The sequence below is a fragment of the Enterococcus sp. genome (assembly GCF_022711995.1).
Lineage (GTDB): Bacteria > Bacillota > Bacilli > Lactobacillales > Enterococcaceae > Enterococcus_D.
Genome location: NZ_JALAHI010000110.1, coordinates 1 through 18385, shown reverse-complemented (window position 1 = coordinate 18385; position 18385 = coordinate 1). Strand labels below are relative to the sequence as shown.

The 18385-nt window shown below is 38.7% G+C and carries 14 protein-coding genes; 1 reads left to right on the top strand and 13 read right to left on the bottom strand.

Annotation, left to right across the window (positions count from 1 at the left end; all coding sequences use genetic code 11):
* Positions 1 to 5: 5 nt before the first annotated feature.
* From Q0A12_RS10760 to arcA, 4 genes are all read right to left on the bottom strand, one after another.
* Positions 6 to 479, bottom strand: coding sequence for a V-type ATP synthase subunit K (locus Q0A12_RS10760; RefSeq protein ID WP_003126765.1), 474 nt, complete (start codon positions 477 to 479; stop codon positions 6 to 8).
* On the bottom strand, positions 463 to 2457 hold the full coding sequence (locus tag Q0A12_RS10755) for a V-type ATP synthase subunit I (protein WP_291292645.1): 1995 nt from the start codon (positions 2455 to 2457) through the stop codon (positions 463 to 465). The genes Q0A12_RS10760 and Q0A12_RS10755 overlap by 17 nt, the downstream gene beginning before the upstream one ends.
* Positions 2458 to 2769 (bottom strand): hypothetical protein, encoded by a 312-nt coding sequence (locus tag Q0A12_RS10750; protein WP_291292644.1) that lies wholly within the window; start codon positions 2767 to 2769, stop codon positions 2458 to 2460.
* 364 nt (positions 2770 to 3133) lie between these two features.
* A complete protein-coding gene (gene arcA / locus Q0A12_RS10745) occupies positions 3134 to 4345 on the bottom strand; it encodes an arginine deiminase (RefSeq protein ID WP_291292643.1) in 1212 nt (403 codons plus the stop codon).
* A gap of 290 nt (positions 4346 to 4635) precedes the next feature.
* On the opposite strand from arcA, the gene Q0A12_RS10740 reads away from it, so the two are divergent.
* Positions 4636 to 6657, top strand: coding sequence for a beta-galactosidase (locus Q0A12_RS10740; RefSeq protein ID WP_291292642.1), 2022 nt, complete (start codon positions 4636 to 4638; stop codon positions 6655 to 6657).
* Positions 6658 to 6932: 275 nt separating this feature from the next.
* Here Q0A12_RS10740 and Q0A12_RS10735 read toward each other — a convergent pair whose 3' ends face one another.
* The 9 genes from Q0A12_RS10735 to Q0A12_RS10695 form a co-directional block, all read right to left on the bottom strand.
* The gene (locus Q0A12_RS10735; RefSeq protein WP_291292641.1) at positions 6933 to 8726 is read right to left on the bottom strand and encodes a glycoside hydrolase family 2 TIM barrel-domain containing protein; all 1794 of its coding nucleotides are present in this window, start codon (positions 8724 to 8726) and stop codon (positions 6933 to 6935) included.
* Between the two features lie 4 nt (positions 8727 to 8730).
* The gene (locus tag Q0A12_RS10730; RefSeq protein ID WP_291292640.1) at positions 8731 to 9756 is read right to left on the bottom strand and encodes a Gfo/Idh/MocA family oxidoreductase; all 1026 of its coding nucleotides are present in this window, start codon (positions 9754 to 9756) and stop codon (positions 8731 to 8733) included.
* A gap of 18 nt (positions 9757 to 9774) precedes the next feature.
* On the bottom strand, positions 9775 to 10935 hold the full coding sequence (locus tag Q0A12_RS10725; RefSeq protein ID WP_176333442.1) for a Gfo/Idh/MocA family oxidoreductase: 1161 nt from the start codon (positions 10933 to 10935) through the stop codon (positions 9775 to 9777).
* A 1-nt stretch (position 10936) separates the two neighbouring features.
* Complete coding sequence (locus Q0A12_RS10720; protein ID WP_291292639.1) at positions 10937 to 11809, bottom strand: TIM barrel protein; 873 nt, start codon at positions 11807 to 11809, stop codon at positions 10937 to 10939.
* 26 nt (positions 11810 to 11835) lie between these two features.
* Positions 11836 to 12723: a carbohydrate ABC transporter permease gene (locus Q0A12_RS10715; RefSeq protein WP_291292638.1), complete on the bottom strand. Its 888-nt coding sequence runs from the start codon at positions 12721 to 12723 to the stop codon at positions 11836 to 11838.
* A 2-nt stretch (positions 12724 to 12725) separates the two neighbouring features.
* The gene (locus tag Q0A12_RS10710; RefSeq protein ID WP_291292637.1) at positions 12726 to 13604 is read right to left on the bottom strand and encodes a sugar ABC transporter permease; all 879 of its coding nucleotides are present in this window, start codon (positions 13602 to 13604) and stop codon (positions 12726 to 12728) included.
* Positions 13605 to 13711: 107 nt separating this feature from the next.
* Positions 13712 to 15022: an extracellular solute-binding protein gene (locus Q0A12_RS10705; RefSeq protein ID WP_176333446.1), complete on the bottom strand. Its 1311-nt coding sequence runs from the start codon at positions 15020 to 15022 to the stop codon at positions 13712 to 13714.
* 217 nt (positions 15023 to 15239) lie between these two features.
* Positions 15240 to 16673, bottom strand: a complete 1434-nt coding sequence (locus Q0A12_RS10700; protein ID WP_291292636.1) for a response regulator — start codon at positions 16671 to 16673, stop codon at positions 15240 to 15242.
* A gap of 9 nt (positions 16674 to 16682) precedes the next feature.
* Positions 16683 to 18385 (bottom strand): histidine kinase (locus tag Q0A12_RS10695; protein ID WP_291292635.1); only part of this gene is annotated, 1703 nt, incomplete at its 5' end.

Genomic DNA, 18385 nt, shown 5'->3' with positions numbered 1-18385 from the left:
TCCTCTTAATTCAAGACTAGCAAGAAGGAAATAACGAAACCTAAAATACAATATGTTTCCATCATCGCTACATAAATGATTCCTTTTGTCACATGTTCTGGTTTCTTAGCCAAAATTTGCATCGCCGCACTTGCCGCACGTCCTTGCCATCTTCCGGCAACGATTGCTGTCAACGCAATAGGTAAAGAAGCGATGAATAAGTACATTCCTCTATCAAGGGAAATCGTTCCGCTCATTTGTCCAAAAATCATGAAAGAGATAACAAACCCATATAACCCCTGTGTACTCGACAAAAGTTCCAAGATCAAGGCTTGTCCAAATTTTTCTGGTTGTTCTGCCGTCAGTCCTGCTGCGGCCTCACTGGTCATTCCGACACCGATGGTTGAGCCGATTCCTCCACAAATTGTTGCTGTAGCTACACCTAATGCGGCAAAAACTAATCCGCCATTTTCATAAAAGAAACTAATCCAATTTTCCATTCTTTTCCTCCTGCATTTCCTCTTCTGAGATAACTTCTACATATTTTTCGTTGGATTTAAACGGGGCAAATGCGCGACCGCCTCCGGTGAAAAATTTTCCGAAATATTCTAAATACTGTAAACGAATACCATGTACATACGCACTTAAGTAGCTTAAAAAGATATTGAGGGCATGAAGCGCCACAAAAAGTAAAATACCTACAGTAAACCGCGCAGCGATTGGTAAATAACTGATAATTAAATTGAATGCAGAAGCGATACTGCCTCCGGCAACACCTAATGCCATCAGTCGTGTGAAACTAATCATATCTCCCACATAGTTGGTAACATCCATTAAGCCATATAATCCTGAACCGATTTTTCCAGATAACGTTTTGCTTTCTAAGCTGCCCCCGAAAACAATCGCAACCAAACTGGCAATGATCATGATAAAGCCAATGGTTTGCAATGGAGATTCAGGCAGGAGCAACATTCCTGCTGCCAACAAAACGACACTGATCAAAAAGGCCATCCAAGAGCCTGCTTGGAAAACAGCTTGCAATTTCTGGTCTTTGCGTTTCCAAAGAATGTAAAATTTCAACACTAATCCGAACATGATTTGGATATACCCAAAAATAATCGATAGAACTAAAATTTGATTGACATCTTCTTGTGCAGACAACAATTGAAACGAAAACTCAAAACCAAAGAAGTTGCCGTAAATCAAGCCCCAAATAATCGTCGGAATCGAACAAAGCTGAAACAATGTCAAATTTTGTTCTAACCCTTTATTTAAATGGAAGAATTTTTTGGCAAAGAGTGTAGCCAAAAATAGTAATAATCCATAACCAAAATCGGCGACCATCATTCCAAAAGCGACCATATAAAAAGGAGCCATAAACGGAGTTGGATCCAGTTCATCATACTGAGGCAAACTGTACATTCGGACTAGCCCTTCAAAGGGTTGTACCCAACGTGAATTATTTAACAAAATCGGCACATCGGCGATTTCCTGTTCTTTCACTTGTTGGTATTCGAGATAAAAATCCTCTTTACTAATCGCTTGGATCCTTTTTTCTAGTTCGCCTGCTCGCTCCACAGGGATCCAGCCTGAAATTGACACTGCATGAGCAGAACGAAGCAGTTTTTCATTGCTCTGCGCTCGTTTGATCGCACCATCTAAATATTCGGCTACTAACTGCAGCTGTTCTTGCTCGTTAGTCATCGCTTGTAACGATTGTTTGATTGCTTTTTCTTCTTCAATCAATTTTTGGGATTCTTCTTGTACATGTTGCAGGTCATCTTTGGGTTGACCTGAATAAGGATAGGTATACTGCTCGAAAGCAGTCTTTTTCAAAAGGGAACTTACTTTATCTTTAACATCTTTATGGAAAAGAACGAATAAGTATGTAGTCGTTTGTGATTGATAAACTGTTTCAAAATAAACAAGGGGTAGCGTCTCACACCCCTTTGTGAAAGTCGCAAATTCTGAATTTGGGAGCGAACCTAACATCCCGCCTGATTTTTTAAATTCCTGCAAAATCTGAGGGCGAGCTTCAAAGTACTTCCATTTATTCAGTTCGGCCTCATGCGCCAAAAGTTCACGTTTTTCTTGTTCAATCAATCGCAGACGTTTGTCTTGTTTTCGAAGTGTTTGACAAACTTCTTGCCAAGGATAAGTATGAGCAGCTTGCGCCAATTCTTGAAGTGTGTAGCGCTTGATTGGTTGCCGAAGTTTTTCCAGCATTCCTTTTTTAGGAACATATTCCTCTAATAATTGCAGACCCCAATTGACTTGATCAAATTGGTTTTCTACTTCTTCAGTCTGTTTCTGTTCATCACGAACAGGTGTTAAAACTCCTACGGTTTCTTCTGACTCATAGTATTTTTCAGAAGAAAGCAATTCGACACCTTGAAAGTCTTGCAACTGTTGTAAAACAGCATCTTTTTGTTCGTAAAAGGTCAACAGGCTGAATTTTTGCATTTTTGCAATCGCCATCTATGTCACAACCTTATTTATTATTATTGCCAATGCTTGTTCTTTCAACTCTGCTGAAATCATACGCAATGTATCTACTTCCTCTTTGGTCTTTTCTATAAGAGGTTGCTTTGATTGCTCAAATTCCGTTGCAACTTTTTCTTCGATCATTCGTTGGGCTTCACGCTCTTTTTGAACCAATTCTTTCTGAAATGCTGAAATTCTTGATTGACTTTCATCCATCAATTGTTTTTTTTCAGCATCAGCTTTCGTGATTTTTTGTTCCGCAAATTCTTCTGCTTCTTGCAGTAAACGAATGGCATCTACCGACATGCTTTCACCTACTTTCTACCTTTTTTTCGCGAAAAAAAACCATTACGAATCAAGCGATCGCTGTTCGTATGGTGTTAAAATTTAATAAGTGCAAAGAACATACACTTACCCGCGTCACTAATATAACCGTAACATATATTTAATATCATAACAAGGTTTCATCTGTTTTTTTATAATTTTTTCATATAAAGTTTATTTTTTTTGCACGATTTCACGAAAAGTAATCCCTTTCATAATAAATGGGGGTTTTTTAATGAAATAAAAAAAAGATGAAAGAAAACGACTTCTCTCTCATCTTTTTTAACCAACCTATTTTAAACATGTGCTGCTTTTTTTAAATAAAAAAACATAGCAATTCAGCGAGTTATTCAGTTGAACGAACAAAAGGCATGCTCATACAACGTGGGCCGCCACGTCCTCTTACCAGTTCACTACCAGGAATTTGATGTAATTTAATGCCAGCCTCTTTTAAAAGTTGATTCGTGACCGTATTTCGATCATAGACAATCACTTCACCAGGAGCGATGGCTAATGTGTTTGAGCCATCATTCCATTGTTCTCTGGCAGCCGCCGTGATGTCATCCCCGCCACAACGAATCAGCTGGACGGCAGGTAAATCCAAATAACGGCATAAGATACGGTCTAGCGACTCTTTTTCTTCTACTATTTTGACCCCTTGACCTTGCTTTGTAATTGAAAATAGCGTCAGTTCTCCTTCGATTTCAGGGTGAATCGTAAATTTATCTTTATCAATCATGGTAAAGACCGTATCGAGGTGCATAAACTTCCGTTCAGAACCAATATCAAAAGCCAAAACGTAGTCAAATGAGGGTTCCTTCGAGAAAATCGTTTCCGCAATCTTTTCAATGGCGGGCATTTCTGTCCGCTGCGAAATGCCAATCGCTAACACATTCTTTGATAAAACAAGTTGATCGCCGCCTTCAATTCGGGCTGGGTCTTCTCGATCATACAAAAAATTGACCGGTGGCTGGCTGAACTGTGGATGATGCTTAAAAATATACTGTCCATAAAGTGTCTCTCTTCGACGAGTCGCCGAAAACATCCGGTTAAGCGAAACACTATGGCCAACCACAGCAAAAGGATCTCTAGTAAAATAAAGATTCGGCATTGGGTCAATGATAAATGGATAATCTTGCTTCGATCCAGAGGCGTTCTTTGGCAAGGAAAGATCTTGTTTCGTTACCCCAGCCATCGTTTGATCAATAAAGGCTCTTTCATCTTTAATAGAAAGAAAATAGTCTCTGACTTCATTTCGCACTTCTTGATCCATCTTAGTCTCCTGCAAAAAATCATTCAAAAAAGCTTCTTTACATCCTGAAAGCCGCACTGTTTCAGCTGCTAGATCTTCTAAATAAACTACTTCACAGCCATGATCTTTTAAGACTTGGGCAAAATAGTCATGTTCTCGCTGAGCCTGAGCCAAAAACGGAATATCATCAAACAATAAGTCTTCTAAATAGTCCGGCATCAAGTTCTCCAGTTCTCTTCCAGGGCGATGGAGCATCACCCGTTTTAACGGCGCAATCTCTGAGAATATTTCCATAGCTTTCGACATAGTAATTTCCTTTCTCTCATTTCGAGCGATCCTTTGATTTCTACTGCATAAAGACGTATAAATATAAAAGAACGTTCATTAAATTGTATATTAACTAAAAAACCATTGATAGCAATTATAAATAATTGTAGATTGAAAATAAAAAAACAGCAAATATTTGGTTTTCTATCGGTGGATCCATTTGAACATTTTATCGATATTTGCAATATTTCAAGGATCTATTTGTCACCGCTTTCAAGGATTGTTTTTTTTGCTATGATAAAGACAAAATAAGAAAGGAAGATGAATCAATGCTCGCCCAAAAACACCTCTATTATGGAGCTGACTACAACCCAGAACAGTGGTCGAAAGAAACCATCCAAGAAGATATGCGATTAATGAAAGAAGCTGGCGTCAATTATGTCAGTATCAATATCTTTGGTTGGGTGAATATCCAACCAAACGAATCGACCTTTGATTTTGCCTTTTTAGATTGGCTGATGGATCTTCTTTATGAAAACGATATTGCTATCGATTTAGCCAATGGGACGGCTTCGCCCCCAGCATGGTTAGTCAAAAAATACCCAGAGATGATGCCGATGACCATTCATGGCAATCGACTCGTTCACGGTTCCCGGCAGCACTATTGCCCGACTTCACCGATTTATCGGGATTATGCCCGTCGGCTCAGTGAAGCTGTTGCCAAACGATACAGCCAACATCCGGGGGTTGTGATGTGGCATATCAATAATGAATATACTTGTCACATCCATGAATGTTATTGCCCGAACTGTCGTGCCAGTTTCCAAAATTGGCTAGAAAAAAAATACCAAACAATTGAAACATTGAATACAGCTTGGTCCACTAAGTTTTGGAGTCAAAGCTATCAAGAATGGGACGAGATTTTCTTGCCAGAAGAAATGCCGACTTTTAAAAATCCTTGTCAACAGCTGGATTACCGCCGTTTCATTTCTGATATGAATCTGGAAATTTATCAGATCGAGAAAAAGGCAATTCAAACATTCTCGACAAACATCCCATTCATGACAAATTTGATGGGCTTGCATAAGTATGTCGATGGCTTCAAGTGGGCGAAAGAAATGGACGTCGTTAGTTGGAATGCCTATCCCAACCCCTTTGAGTCCCTGCCTTATCCCCAATTTTTAGCCAATGATCTCATGCGCAGTCTAAAAAAGAAACCTTTTTTGATTATGGAGCAAGCCCCTAGTGCAGTCAACTGGCGCCAAGTGAATGGGGCCAAAAAACCGGGTCAAATGCGCTTATGGAGCTATGAAGCACTCGCCCATGGAGCCGATGGCATCATGTTCTTTCAATGGCGCCAATCACAAGGAGGAGCGGAGAAATTCCACAGTGCAATGGTCCCTCATGGTGATCCCCACGCAAGTCGTACCTTTAAAGAATGTACGGCTCTAGGAAATGAATTAAACCAATTGAGCGACATCGTTGGCAGCCAATTTGTTGCCGATGTGGCGATTGTCTTTGATTGGGAAAATTGGTGGGCACTTGAACTAGATGCTAAGCCCAATGCGAATATCCGCTATATCCATCAAATGCGCGCACTCTATGCCGCTCTAAGAAGGTTAAATATCACTGTCGATTTCATTCATCCTTCAGAATCACTCGAGAATTATCCTCTGGTGATTGCTCATAATTTGTATGCCGCTTCAGAGGAATTCGGCAACAAGGTCAAAGAATTTGTTGCCAACGGCGGCACCTTCTTAACCAACTTCTTTAGTGGCATCGTCAACGAAAACGATCAAGTCTATCTTGGCGGCTATCCAGGACTTTTTAAAGAAGTATTGGGAATCACAGTCGAAGAATTTCATCCTTTAAAACCGGAAATCTGCCGACAAGTGCAATTCAAAAAAGAATCTTATGAAAATCGTCAGTGGGAAGAAGTGATCCATTTACAAGGCGCTACCCCACTGGCTACCTTCACAAGTGATTTTCTTAAAGATTCACCAGCTATCACTAAACATCGGTTTGGCAAAGGACTGGCTTATTATTTAGGAACCGAGTTAGACCAACAAGGACTGTTGACTTTATTAAAGGAAATCATTGGGGAAACGAAACTAACAAAAGCCGCTGATGCCTATTTACAAGAAGCCAGCGAGTTGTCTGTCACTGTCCGACAAGGACCAACCCAGACATTCTTGTTTCTACTAAATCACACAAATGAGCCACAGCAAGCAAAATTTCTCATGGAAGGCAACGCGTTACTCTCTAAAAAAGACCTTCATGAGCTGACCCTTGCACCAATGGAGGTCGAAATTCTTCGCTTTCCACCTACCGAAAGCATTCGCACTTTGTAAAGAAAAAAGCAATCCGATACTTGACCTATCCGAAACTTAACCACACACTAAAAAACATCCGAACGAGACGCCTCCCCTGACTCTTGAAGAATCAAAGTCAGCAACTGCCTATTCACTAGGTAATTAGCAGCCTGTCTTGTTCAGATGTTTTTATTTTTGAGGGTGTGAGGGCTAGTCGTAAGAAGTTCTGAAACCATTCTTCTTCGAGAGCTTGTTGTTATTCTGTCAGAGCAAGAGTTCTGCTCAAGAATTTGAGTTTTTGGCTTCCTTTCCCATTAACAGGAAATTACGGGTAGATGAAATTGCTGATTGATTTTTTTGATTTCTGTTAACTCGCATTTAGGGAGACGGTCATAGGTCAATAGTCCATTGATTTCCTGTTCCACATCCGTCAATTGTGTATAACAATATCCCCACAAAATTTGTGACTGACTAACTGCATCCATGATTCGTTTATACTCTTTTAGAAAGGTTGCTTCATCTTTTACTGAAGTATATCCCCATCCTGGCTGACCAGAAACATCATAGCCAATTCCGCCAAACTCAGTCAATAAGATTGGCTCGCCTTGGTGATGAAATCCTTCTGCATAAATACTCCATGGTGCCGATAAATGAGATAAGATCGTTTCTTTGCTATTTAATGTTTCTACAAAATAGTTATACTTTTTCTCTTCTTCTTCTGTTCCATGGGCATAATTATGGATCGCACAAATATCTGTTTCCGTCATAGACCATCCATCATTTGAGATCACTAAACGAGTAGTGTCCACTGAATGGAGATAATGGTACATTGTTTGCGAAAAATGTTGCTGTTGACGATCTCGCTGAATCGCCGGCACTCCCCAGCTCTCATTTACTGGAACCCACGTCACGATACTCGGATGATTGTAATCACGAGCGACAATTTCTCCCCACTCTTTTAGTGATCGATCAACCATTTGTTTACTATACCATGCTGGAGACGCTGCTTCTCCCCATACGAGATAACCCAACCGATCTGCATGATACAAGAATCGCGGATCTTCTGTTTTCTGGTGCTTTCGACAGCCATTGAAGCCCATTTCCTTTGCTAATTGGATATCTTGCACAAAGGCTTCATCTGATGGAGCAGTCAATAAGCTTTCTGCCCAATATCCTTGATCCAACACGAGTTTTTGATAGTAGGGTTTATTATTCAAATAGACCATACCATTCCCTACATGGATTTTTCGCATACCAAAATAGCTACTCACATGATCAATTACCCGTTCATCCTGATATAAAAACAAGTTCAAATCATAAAGATTAGGGGTTTCCGGTGTCCAAGATCGACCTTCCCCGTGAAAGTTTTGATTAAAAATCTTCCCGCCAATGACATCAACAGCAAAATCAATCGCAGCATTCTCCATCTTTACTTCCCCAGTTCCAACAAATTCATTTTTATAAGTTATTTGATAACCTAGTTTGAGATTTGGCCATTGTCTATTGATTGAGGCTTCGATGTGAATTTTATTGGCATCAAAGAGTGGTGTTAGCTTCAGGTCCTGCAAATATATTTCGTGAACTTCCTCGATCCAAACCGTTTGCCAAATCCCAGTGGAATTTGTATACCAGATCGAGCGACTTTCTTCTTCCCAGGTTTGTTTGCCCCGTAAAATAGTTTCATCTTGGTGAGGATCAAAGACCCGCACAGTGATATTCTGCGTCGTATCGTTGTCCATCGCTTCAGTAATATCTACTTCAAAGGACGTGTGTCCCCCTTCATGGGTGAAAACTAGCTGCCCATTGACGTAAACATCCGTTAAATAATCTACCGCACCAAAATGTAGCAAATATCTTTTCGCTGGTTTGGGAGTCAGATCAACTTCACGTTTATACCAAACAATTTCATGTATGGAGCGATCATTGATTCCACTTTCTTCTGTTTGATAAACAAAAGGAACTTGAATCTCATTAGAAAGTGCTTCTCTCAGAAACCATTTCTCTTGCTTGCCCTGATTGTCATCGTCAAATTCAAAACCCCAAGTGCCATTCAAGTTGAGCCAATTCTGACGAACAAATTGCGGACGGGGATACTCTGTTCTTCTCATTTTCTTACCTCTCGTATTCAACAGGTGCTCGTAAGTCTACCCATTCATTTTTTTTATTTGATTCATAAAGACCACAAACTACTTGTAATGAGTCAAAAGCATCCGTTATGGCCAATAATTTTGTTTGGTGATTTTCGATCCCTTGCAGTCGCAGCATTAGCGCTTGGTAGACAGCTAAATGCCCATTTCCCCAATATTCTTTGGCGACTGTTGAACGCTCAAAATGTTCTAGTGGCATCGCACAATTGTTAAACCACAATGCTTCATTCGTAAGAACTACCTGACCAGCCGTATAATCAAAAGTGATCCTTGGAGAGGCATCCTTTGCGTAATTATTTGAAGCATAAAGAACAAATTTTGTTTCTTCATTAATCAGACCGGTTCCAATAGCAGCATCTTCTACTTCAATCAGCCCTTCAAGCAATGAAGTCATGATTTTTCCTTTGATCTTTTGGGGAACACCGGCAAAGCGACAAACGGCATCAATCGTATGGATTGCTTGATTGATCAATACACCGCCACCTTCTTTTTCCCAAGTGCCTTTCCAAGACGAATCTGCGTAGTAAGCGGCCTCTCGATTCCATGAAACTTCCGCTTTTACCCCCTGTAGTTCTCCCAAATCCTGACTGATGAGTTGTTCCATTGCTAAAAAAGAAGGATTAAATCGGTTTTGGTAACAAACATGGTAATATTTATCTGTCTTAGCAGCAGCGGCCATTATTTCTTCGGCATCTGCCACTGTTGTAGCCATTGGTTTCTCACACAAAACATGTTTATGTCCATTTAATGCTGCGAGACTCATCTCTTTATGCAAATAATGAGGTGTCAAAATCACAACTACATCCACTGTCTGATCAGCTATCAACATCTTATAGTTTGTATAATAGGAGCATCCTTCTGAACGAGCAGTTTTTCTGGCTTTCTCCTCATCATTATCACAACAAGCGCTTATGACGCCACCCGCTGATCGTATCGCTTCTAAGTGTGTGTGATGAATAGCACCACAACCAATTATTCCAAACCGAACCATACCCATTGCCTTCTTTCATTAATAAGTATTTCTGGTATCTAATACTTTTTCTTCGCCTAGTTTTATTTCTGATGCATCGATTCGCTTCGTTAATTCTTCTAAGAAAAGTTCTTCGTCAATCGGCAGATCAACCCACCGCTCTTGCCATGAGGATAAATGAATCGCATTAGAAATACTCAAACCGAATATGCCATCTTGAGCAGGAGAAAGGAGTGTTTCATCAAATAAAATGTTATTGATAAAATTTTGTGTGACTTTCCAATGGCCGTTTTCTCCATCAAAAGTCACTGGCACCTTGATTTCCCAAACTTCAGGCTCTCCGAAACCTCCTGAGTAAGTAGCATTCCATTCTGTCTCATCCACAGTGGTACGCCAAAATTTTAATTGATCTTCTTCAATGACAATCTTTCCTTGAGAACCAACGATTTCAAAACGATTTGTTCCAGGTGTCTCTGTTGTTGTAGTAACGAAGACCCCGGTTGCACCATTGGGGTATTCAACATAGGCAGTGACTTCTGTTTCAACTTCTACATTTCTCCGTTTGCCGTTATACGTGAACGCAAATATTCTTTGAGGCATGCCACAGATCCATTGCCACAAATCCAATTGATGGGGATCTTGATTCAGTAAAACACCTCCCCCTTCACCTTTCCAAGTCGCACGCCAATTACTAGAATCATAATAGCTCTGCGAGCGATACCAATTCGTGATAATCCAGTTGGTACGGCGCAACTCGCCAATCTGACCACTGCCTACTAATTCTCTTGCTTTTTGATAGATTGGATTCATGCGCTGATTGTACATCAATGCTAACGTTAATTCTGGATGTTTTTTTGATTCTTCAATCATTTCACGAACTTTTTTCGTATAGACACCGGCTGGCTTTTCTACTAAAACATGTTTGCCTGCTTTTAGACCTGCAATAGCTAGGAGCGGATGATCATAATGAGGGGTAGCAATCACAATAGCATCGACGGCCGGATCATTTAAGATTGCCTCATCCGTAGAGTAATAGCGAAACTGATCACCGTAACGCCCCTGAACAATGGCTAATTTATCTGGATTCACATCGCAGACTGCCACCAGTTCGACATGATCTATTTTGCCGGATAAGATATTAGTTAAATGCAAAGTACCAATGTTGCCCACACCAATAATTCCAATACGTACATTTTTCATACTACTTCCACTCCTGTTCCATTTCAGAAACCAAAATTGTTTTCAACGCTTCGCTTGCTACTGTAAATAGTTTGGCTCCGTTTCCTTCATTCGAAGCAATCGAATCACCTGATTCTAAATCAGCAAAGCCATCAAAAATCGATAAGTGCGGTTCTAGCGAAGCAAAACCTGAGAAACCATCTGCGACTAATGCTTCCAAAACGTTTTGAACTTGCCCATCTCCTTTTCCAGCTGGTGTGACACGATGATCTTCATAGCGTGCATCTTTGATATGCATATACGCAATATGCTTTTTCAACAAGTGATACGCATGGGGGAAGACTTCTACATCACATTGCACAAAATTTGCAGGATCAAAAGCAGCTTTTACTTGAGGACTGTTTAATGCCTGTAGGAGATGCAAGCAACGCTCTGGTGTGTCTCCATATATATCTTTTTCATTTTCATGGAGCAATGTAATCTGTGGATATTCTTTCGCTATTTCTAAAAATTGTTGCCATCGTTCAAGCACTTCATTTTGGTAGTCGTCTGCTTTAGCGAGATCATCGATATAGAAGCTGAACATCCGGACATAAGGACTTTCAAAAATAACCGCCAGTTCCAAAACATGCTTAAAGAGCGCTAAATGTTCAGCGAAGTCGTCTGTCAGTTTGATTTTTCCAATAGGAGACCCAATACTTGATACTACAATTCCGGCTTTTTCAAATTGTTGTTTATATTCTCTGGCCTCTGACAAAGTTAATTCACTGATATTTTTCCCATCAAGACCTCGTACCTCGATATGGCGAATGTCATTCTGTTTTAAAACTCGGATCTGTTTTGATACGTTAGGACTGATTTCATCTGCAAAACCTGTAATTGTAAAATTGTTCATATTTTTCACCTTTTTCAATTGTATTTTTACCCTTTGACCCCACCAGCGGTCGATCCACCAATAAAATGTTTTTGAGCTGAGAAGTAGATCAAAATAGAAGGTATCAACCCGATAATGGACATGGCAATATTTTTGTTCCAACTAAAATCTGCTGAGGTTGTATCTAACGCCATTCGCAAAGCGAGGGAAACCGGATATTTTTCTACGGAAGAAATGTAAATCAGAGGACCTTGAAAATCAGTAAACGTCCAAATAAATTGGAAAAGACCTGCAGTGATCAACGAAGGTTTCAGTATGGGAACTAGCACTCGAATCAATGTCATGAATGAATTGCAGCCATCCATTCGTGCGGCTTCATCAAGTTCTTTAGGTACACTACGGAAAAATTGGACAAGCATATAAACGAAGAAGGTATCACATGCAAAAGCCGAATTTGCAATCAATGGAATATATGAATCCAATAAATTCAAGTTTTTCCAAAAGATATACAACGGAATTCTTGTCACAATGCCTGGTAAAAATAGCGTACCGATCATAATCGGAAAAAATACTTTCTTCAATGGAAAATCAAAACGTGAGAATCCATAAGCAGCTAAAGTACAGGAAATCAATGTCAAAATAACTTTTGGGATAACGATCAGGAAGGAATTCATAAAATAAGTAAAGAACGTATATTGGCTAGATGTCTTCCAACCTTCAATGTAAGGTGTAAAGTCTAACTGATTCGGTACAAACCAAATCGACTGAAAAATTTCAGAATTACTTTTGAAGGAAGCGCCAAAAAGCCATAGAATTGGATAAAGCATGACTAAAGCTCCTAAGACAAGTGCAAGATAGCGTAATGCCGTGATCAACTTCTTTTTAGGATTAGTTGTTTTCTTTTTTGCTGCTTTGTTTTTCATTGAAAATTCCATCTCTATTTTCCTCCATCCGTATAGAAAACCCAATGTTTAGAAGTCTTGAATAAAATTGCTGTAAAAACCATGATCATGATGAATAACACCCATGATAGTGCACTGGAATAGCCCATGTTGAAAGTTTTAAAAGCACTTTCATAAATATACATAGGCAACAAATAAGTTTGTTTCATGGGTCCTCCACCCGTCACTAAAAATGGTCCGTCAAATTCTTGGAAGGCTTGCACCAATTGTAAAATCAAATTGAAGAAAATGATCGGTGACAATTGCGGCAATGTGACTGAAAAAAATTGTCTCGTTTTTGAAGCTCCATCAATTGCTGCGGCTTCATAAAGCTCTTGTGGAATTTCCGCTAGTGCATTCAAAAAGATAACCATTGCAGAACCAAATTGCCAGATCCGTAGAAGAACAATCGTAAACATAGAGCCAGCAGCACTAGAAAACCAGCCAATCGATCCAATTCCGATCATATTCAATACCATATTGACTAAACCGTCTGCTTTAAATAGAAATTGCCATAGTACAGCAATCGCTACATTCGCTCCTAAAATAGAGGGTATATAATAAGCTGTCCTAAAAAAACCAATGAATTTCAGTTTTGAATTCATGATGTAGGCAATTAAAAGTGCAAAAACTAATTTAAAGGGAACCGTAAACATAACAAATTTCACCGTTGCTTTCAAGGAAATCCAGAATGTAGGATCGTCTTTGAACATTTTCAGATAGTTGGTAAATCCAATAAACGTAGGCTCATTGAGTAGCGAATAATCAGTAAAACTATAATACAAAGATGACGCAAAAGGATAGATAACAAAAAAGCAAAGGCCAATCAACCAAGGAGTGATATACACAAGCCCTAGTAATTTATCTTTTTTCATAATAATGAACACCCCTTAATATAATGAACACTGCAATAGAAAAACTTTGGGGCTGAATACTAGGTAGAACATTTGTGCTACTGCGCTCCAACCCCAACGTGATGAAATTAACCTTGTAATTTAGTCCCTTCTTCTTTGAAGGCTTCGTACAACTCTTTAGCTGCTTCTTTGGTAGAGATTTCTCCATAATCCAATTTCGTAATAACATCTAAAGTTACTTCATTCAATTTTGCCGTGTCCCATTTGAACATTGTTGAAAGACTTGTATCCACTTTTTCTTGACCTAAAGTCAATATTTCTTGAGCCATTGGCGCAATCAACTGATCTTTCTCTAGAGCCTCTTTGCCTGCTTTACTATCGGGAATCCCATTTTCTAATTTCTGGATTTTATTTGCTTCTGGATCATTCATCAGATAATTAATCAATTTTGCTGCTGCTTCTTTGTGTTTACTTGTCTTTGGAATGGAATAAACCATTGATGGCTTGGTCCAAACACCCGTTGATTTTTCACCAGCCATTGTAGGGAATCCCGCAACCGCTAATTCAAAGCCTTGCTCTTTCAATTGACTTTCTATTGTATTCGTATTGGCAATAAACTCAAATAGGCTGACCCATTTTCCTTCTAATAAAGCTGGAGCTGGAGCCCCCTCGATGGAACCGGAGTTGTCCACCTCTTTTTTTGAAGGCATGATTTTTTTCTCTACCAATTCATGATAAAAATCAATCATATTTTCAAAGTCTGACAATGTGTAATTTAACTTGTAATTCTCATCAGATATTGGTTTGCCAGTTTGTTGCGCAAAAATTGAAAAGAATACGATTGGTGATGCATATTTGGCACCAAAAAAATTAGCCATTGGATAATAATCTTCTGGTAATTTATCTCTCATTGCGAGAATATCATCCCACGATTCTGGTTTTTCGATCCCATATTTATCAGTAATGGTCTTGTTATAAAGTAATGGACGGTAGTTGGTGGATAAAGGTAATCCTAAGATATTCCCATCGGATTTTACGGGTTCCAATACATCATCAGAAAAGTTATCAAGACCGATTTCTTTTGATAAAGTTCCTAGATCTTCTAGTTGATTTTTATATTGGTCCATCCACATGGAATCCAAGCGAATCACATCAGCCGCCGTTCCACCAGATAATTGGGTCGTCATTTTTTCTTGATACCCTCCATAACCACCAAACTCTGCTTTTACTTTGATGTCTGGATTCTTCTCCTCAAATTTTGAAATTGCTTCTTGAACAGCTTTATTCCGAGAATCGCCTCCCCACCACGAGATTCGGATTTCTTCTTTTCCACCACTTGATTTTTCTTTTGTACCGGAACCGCAAGCACTCAAAAGCATGAGCGCACAGCCTGCTACTAACCCCATTTTTACTGTTTTCAATGCACTTTTGTGGATCATTTTATGTCTCTCCTTTATTTCTCATGTCTTGTTATGGACTCCCATGAGATGATGTTGTTATCGCTTACACGGTTATATTAACGTAGAAGCCTCTCTAACAATTAGAGAAAAAATCGACTTCAACCCGTAAAAAATCGACTTTTAGAAAACGCTCTCTCTTTTTTTTAAAATATTGCTCTTTCAATAATCAACTAGTAAAAAACGATCAGAATATTCATTACTCCGATCGTTTCAAAATTTGATTTGGCGTTTTACCATACGTTTTTTTGAACAATTTACTAAAGTAATCTGGATTCTCTCGGTAGCCAGTCATATCCGCTACTTCATAAACTTTGTACCCACTTTCAAGTAATTCTTTGGCCTTAAGCATTCTTGTCGCTTGCAAGTGATGGGAGAATTTCTCGCCAGTTTCTTTCAAATAGGTCCTTCCTAAATGTTCGGCATTTAAAAAGAGCAAATTTTGGGAAATCCATTTTAACGATAATTCTGATTCAGCGTAATAGTTGTCAATGATTCGATTGAGATTGACAGAAATTTTTTCTGCTGGTGAAACAAATGCATCTGCTTGATTGATAAGTTTTATTTGGGTCATCACTAAACTCTTCAGCTCTAAAAATGTCTGAGTCTGTCGCAGTTTTTTTTCAAAATCAGCGATTTCTAAATAGCTTTTGCCATTTTCTACAAAAACTTTGGAAAACTTCTGTAATAGCCATTGCTTCAAAAGTTTCACCGGTAGTAATCCTTTGATTGCTTCTTGGAAAAAGCTCTCTAGTTGACTCAGCGCTTTGTCATTGTCTTTCTCTTGCAAGATATGTTCCAACCCGTCTAATTGTCGTTTACTATTTCGCTGGTTCTCTGTGGCTAAGAGTGGAAACTCGTCTAACATAACAATCCTTTCATCTGGATAGTAAAAATTCCACTGGATATAAGCAATCCCCTTCTGATAGGTATGCGCCAACTCGGATAATTTAACATTTTTTAGCACAACAATTGTAAAATGTTCATCAGAAACTTTTTTTTGAAACGGCCCAATCAGATTGCAGGCATCTGTTTCGGATGAAAAGTAATAGTGGGTGATCGGATTGATTTCTCCTAACACATAAGGTATCTTTTCTTTTTCAAAAAAATGGCGCAAAGCCTCACCTATTCGCTGGTGATCAGCCGATGAAATCATCCATAGGGAGAGCGACTTGTCGGATGAATAATCTGTTTTTCCTAACACTATTTGTTCACTTAAATGGCGCAAATTCAATAATTCATGACGCTCTCTTTCAGTAATTTCTTTTAATACGTCTTGAATACTTTCTAAAATTTGATCAGGAAAAGCTGGCTTTTGTAAGAAATGTTTCACACCAAAGCGCATCGCTTTTTGTGCGTATGTCAAAGAACCATAACCAGTCAAAATCACAATACGAATTTCTGGATCAATCGCTTGGATTTCTTTGATTAGGTCGATTCCGGAAAGCTTGGGCATATTGATATCTGTAATCAAAAGATCCACAGGATTCTCTTTCAGATAAGCTAATGCTTGTGTGCTAGAGTATAATGTCGTGGTCTCCAAACTTCCGCTATAGTTTTGTCTGATGATCTCACTAATACCATCTGCACTGATTTCTTCATCATCTACCACTAAAACTTGATACTTATTCATTGGCTTTCCTCAATTCTCTCTTTCTAAGACTTTTTTATTGATTTTTATCGTAATCGCTGTTTGGACATGAGGTACAGATGAAATCGTTAAGCTGGCTTCTCCTTGGTACAACAACTTTAAACGAGTAGAAATATTTTCCAAGCCGATTCCTGTGGATTGATGGTCTGAAGAAGTCTTCTGGAAACCCGGTCCATCATCCGAAACGACGATTTGAAGCTGATCTTCTTGTTCTGTTATCATTAATTCGATATGAATTGCTTCTTCTTGCTTTTCTAACCCATATTTGATTGCGTTTTCAATTAATGGTTGGATAATCAGTTTTGGAAGGAGAAATTGATTGGTCGTCTGATCAATGTCAGAATGAAAGATCAGCCTAGATTTAAAACGTACCTTTTGAATAGTGAGATAAGCTTCAACAATTGCCATTTCCTCCTGGACAGTATGGTAGTCTTTTTCTAAATTCAGTTTTGATCTTAACAAAATAGCCAGTGATGTAACCATCATTGAAGTATCTTTATCCTTGTTCTTGATAGCCAGCCAATTGATTGAGTTCAGGGTATTATACATGAAATGGGGATTTAACTGCGCTTGTAAAAAACGATATTCCATTTCCTGTGATAAAATTTTTGCTTGATACTCCTTAGTAATCAGTTCTTGAATCTCCGTAACCAGACGATCAAAATTCCGATTTAGCTGTCCTATTTCGTCTTTTCGTGTGAGATTTAGATGCTTGATGATTTCATTAAAATTTTGTTCTTGACTAAAATTCGTCATATTATCGGCTAAAAGATTAATGGGATAAACCAATCTTCGAGTCAATTGACGGAAAAAAATAAAGCTGAAAAATAATACTATTAGTACAACGAAATAATAGCTGATAATGATCTGGATCACGTCCCCAATCATTTCTCGATTTTGAAGGTAATAGGTGACGGATAGCTCTTGATTTCCTACTTGAAATTCTTTTTTTAATTTGTAGAAGCGATTTTCGCCAATCGTTTGAAAGCCATAGGTATCTTTGAAATGCTCATTCAAATTTTCGGCCTTTTTTTCATGCTTGCGGGCTAATTCGGCAAGTTTTTCATTTGTTGATGTACTTTGACCTTTTGTTTCCAAAACAACAAAGTCGTTTTTAGAAAAAATATCACTAGAATCCAGTAATTCTTGAACAAAAGACAAATTAATGTATAAAATTAGACTCCCATTGCGCTTAATAGGAGTATCGCGGGTACCAAATAAATGACGAACGTACATAGCTTCGCTCATATCAGGTTCAAAATGCCAGACACCTTCTGTGTCCTCGAGACCTAATGCTTTGATCACCCGCATATCAAAAGCATTTTGATATTTTACATCCACATTCATCATGTTCCCAGCAATTTGTTGAAAATTTGCATCGTACAATAGCGTGTTTTTGATACTAAGTTTGTTGACTTGAAGCCAATTTAATTCATTCTGCACACTCGTAGCTAAAAATGTGCGTTCAATCTCGGAGAGTTTTTTCTCTTGTGCTTCTTCCAAGCTTTTTTGAATCAGCTGATTTTGTCCAATCTCTGTCGTTAACGTTTGCGCCTGATCAAGCTCATTTTTTAGACTATAAGTTAATAAAGATAGCTTCTCTTGGTTTCGTTTATAAATCCCTTCCGTCATAGAATTTACCAGAAAAATACCCAGCAAAAGCAAAATAACCGTAATGATTGTAAAAATAGAAT

Bases quoted from the DNA above. Each gene is read 5' to 3' on its own strand.
- Q0A12_RS10760 (WP_003126765.1), bottom strand. From the start codon at position 479: ATGGAAAATTGGATTAGTTTCTTTTATGAAAATGGCGGATTAGTTTTT.
- Q0A12_RS10755 (WP_291292645.1), bottom strand. From the start codon at position 2,457: ATGGCGATTGCAAAAATGCAAAAATTCAGCCTGTTGACCTTTTACGAA.
- Q0A12_RS10750 (WP_291292644.1), bottom strand. From the start codon at position 2,769: ATGTCGGTAGATGCCATTCGTTTACTGCAAGAAGCAGAAGAATTTGCG.
- arcA (WP_291292643.1), bottom strand. From the start codon at position 4,345: ATGTCGAAAGCTATGGAAATATTCTCAGAGATTGCGCCGTTAAAACGG.
- Q0A12_RS10740 (WP_291292642.1), top strand. From the start codon at position 4,636: ATGCTCGCCCAAAAACACCTCTATTATGGAGCTGACTACAACCCAGAA.
- Q0A12_RS10735 (WP_291292641.1), bottom strand. From the start codon at position 8,726: ATGAGAAGAACAGAGTATCCCCGTCCGCAATTTGTTCGTCAGAATTGG.
- Q0A12_RS10730 (WP_291292640.1), bottom strand. From the start codon at position 9,756: ATGGTTCGGTTTGGAATAATTGGTTGTGGTGCTATTCATCACACACAC.
- Q0A12_RS10725 (WP_176333442.1), bottom strand. From the start codon at position 10,935: ATGAAAAATGTACGTATTGGAATTATTGGTGTGGGCAACATTGGTACT.
- Q0A12_RS10720 (WP_291292639.1), bottom strand. From the start codon at position 11,809: ATGAACAATTTTACAATTACAGGTTTTGCAGATGAAATCAGTCCTAAC.
- Q0A12_RS10715 (WP_291292638.1), bottom strand. From the start codon at position 12,723: ATGGAATTTTCAATGAAAAACAAAGCAGCAAAAAAGAAAACAACTAAT.
- Q0A12_RS10710 (WP_291292637.1), bottom strand. From the start codon at position 13,604: ATGAAAAAAGATAAATTACTAGGGCTTGTGTATATCACTCCTTGGTTG.
- Q0A12_RS10705 (WP_176333446.1), bottom strand. From the start codon at position 15,022: ATGATCCACAAAAGTGCATTGAAAACAGTAAAAATGGGGTTAGTAGCA.
- Q0A12_RS10700 (WP_291292636.1), bottom strand. From the start codon at position 16,673: ATGAATAAGTATCAAGTTTTAGTGGTAGATGATGAAGAAATCAGTGCA.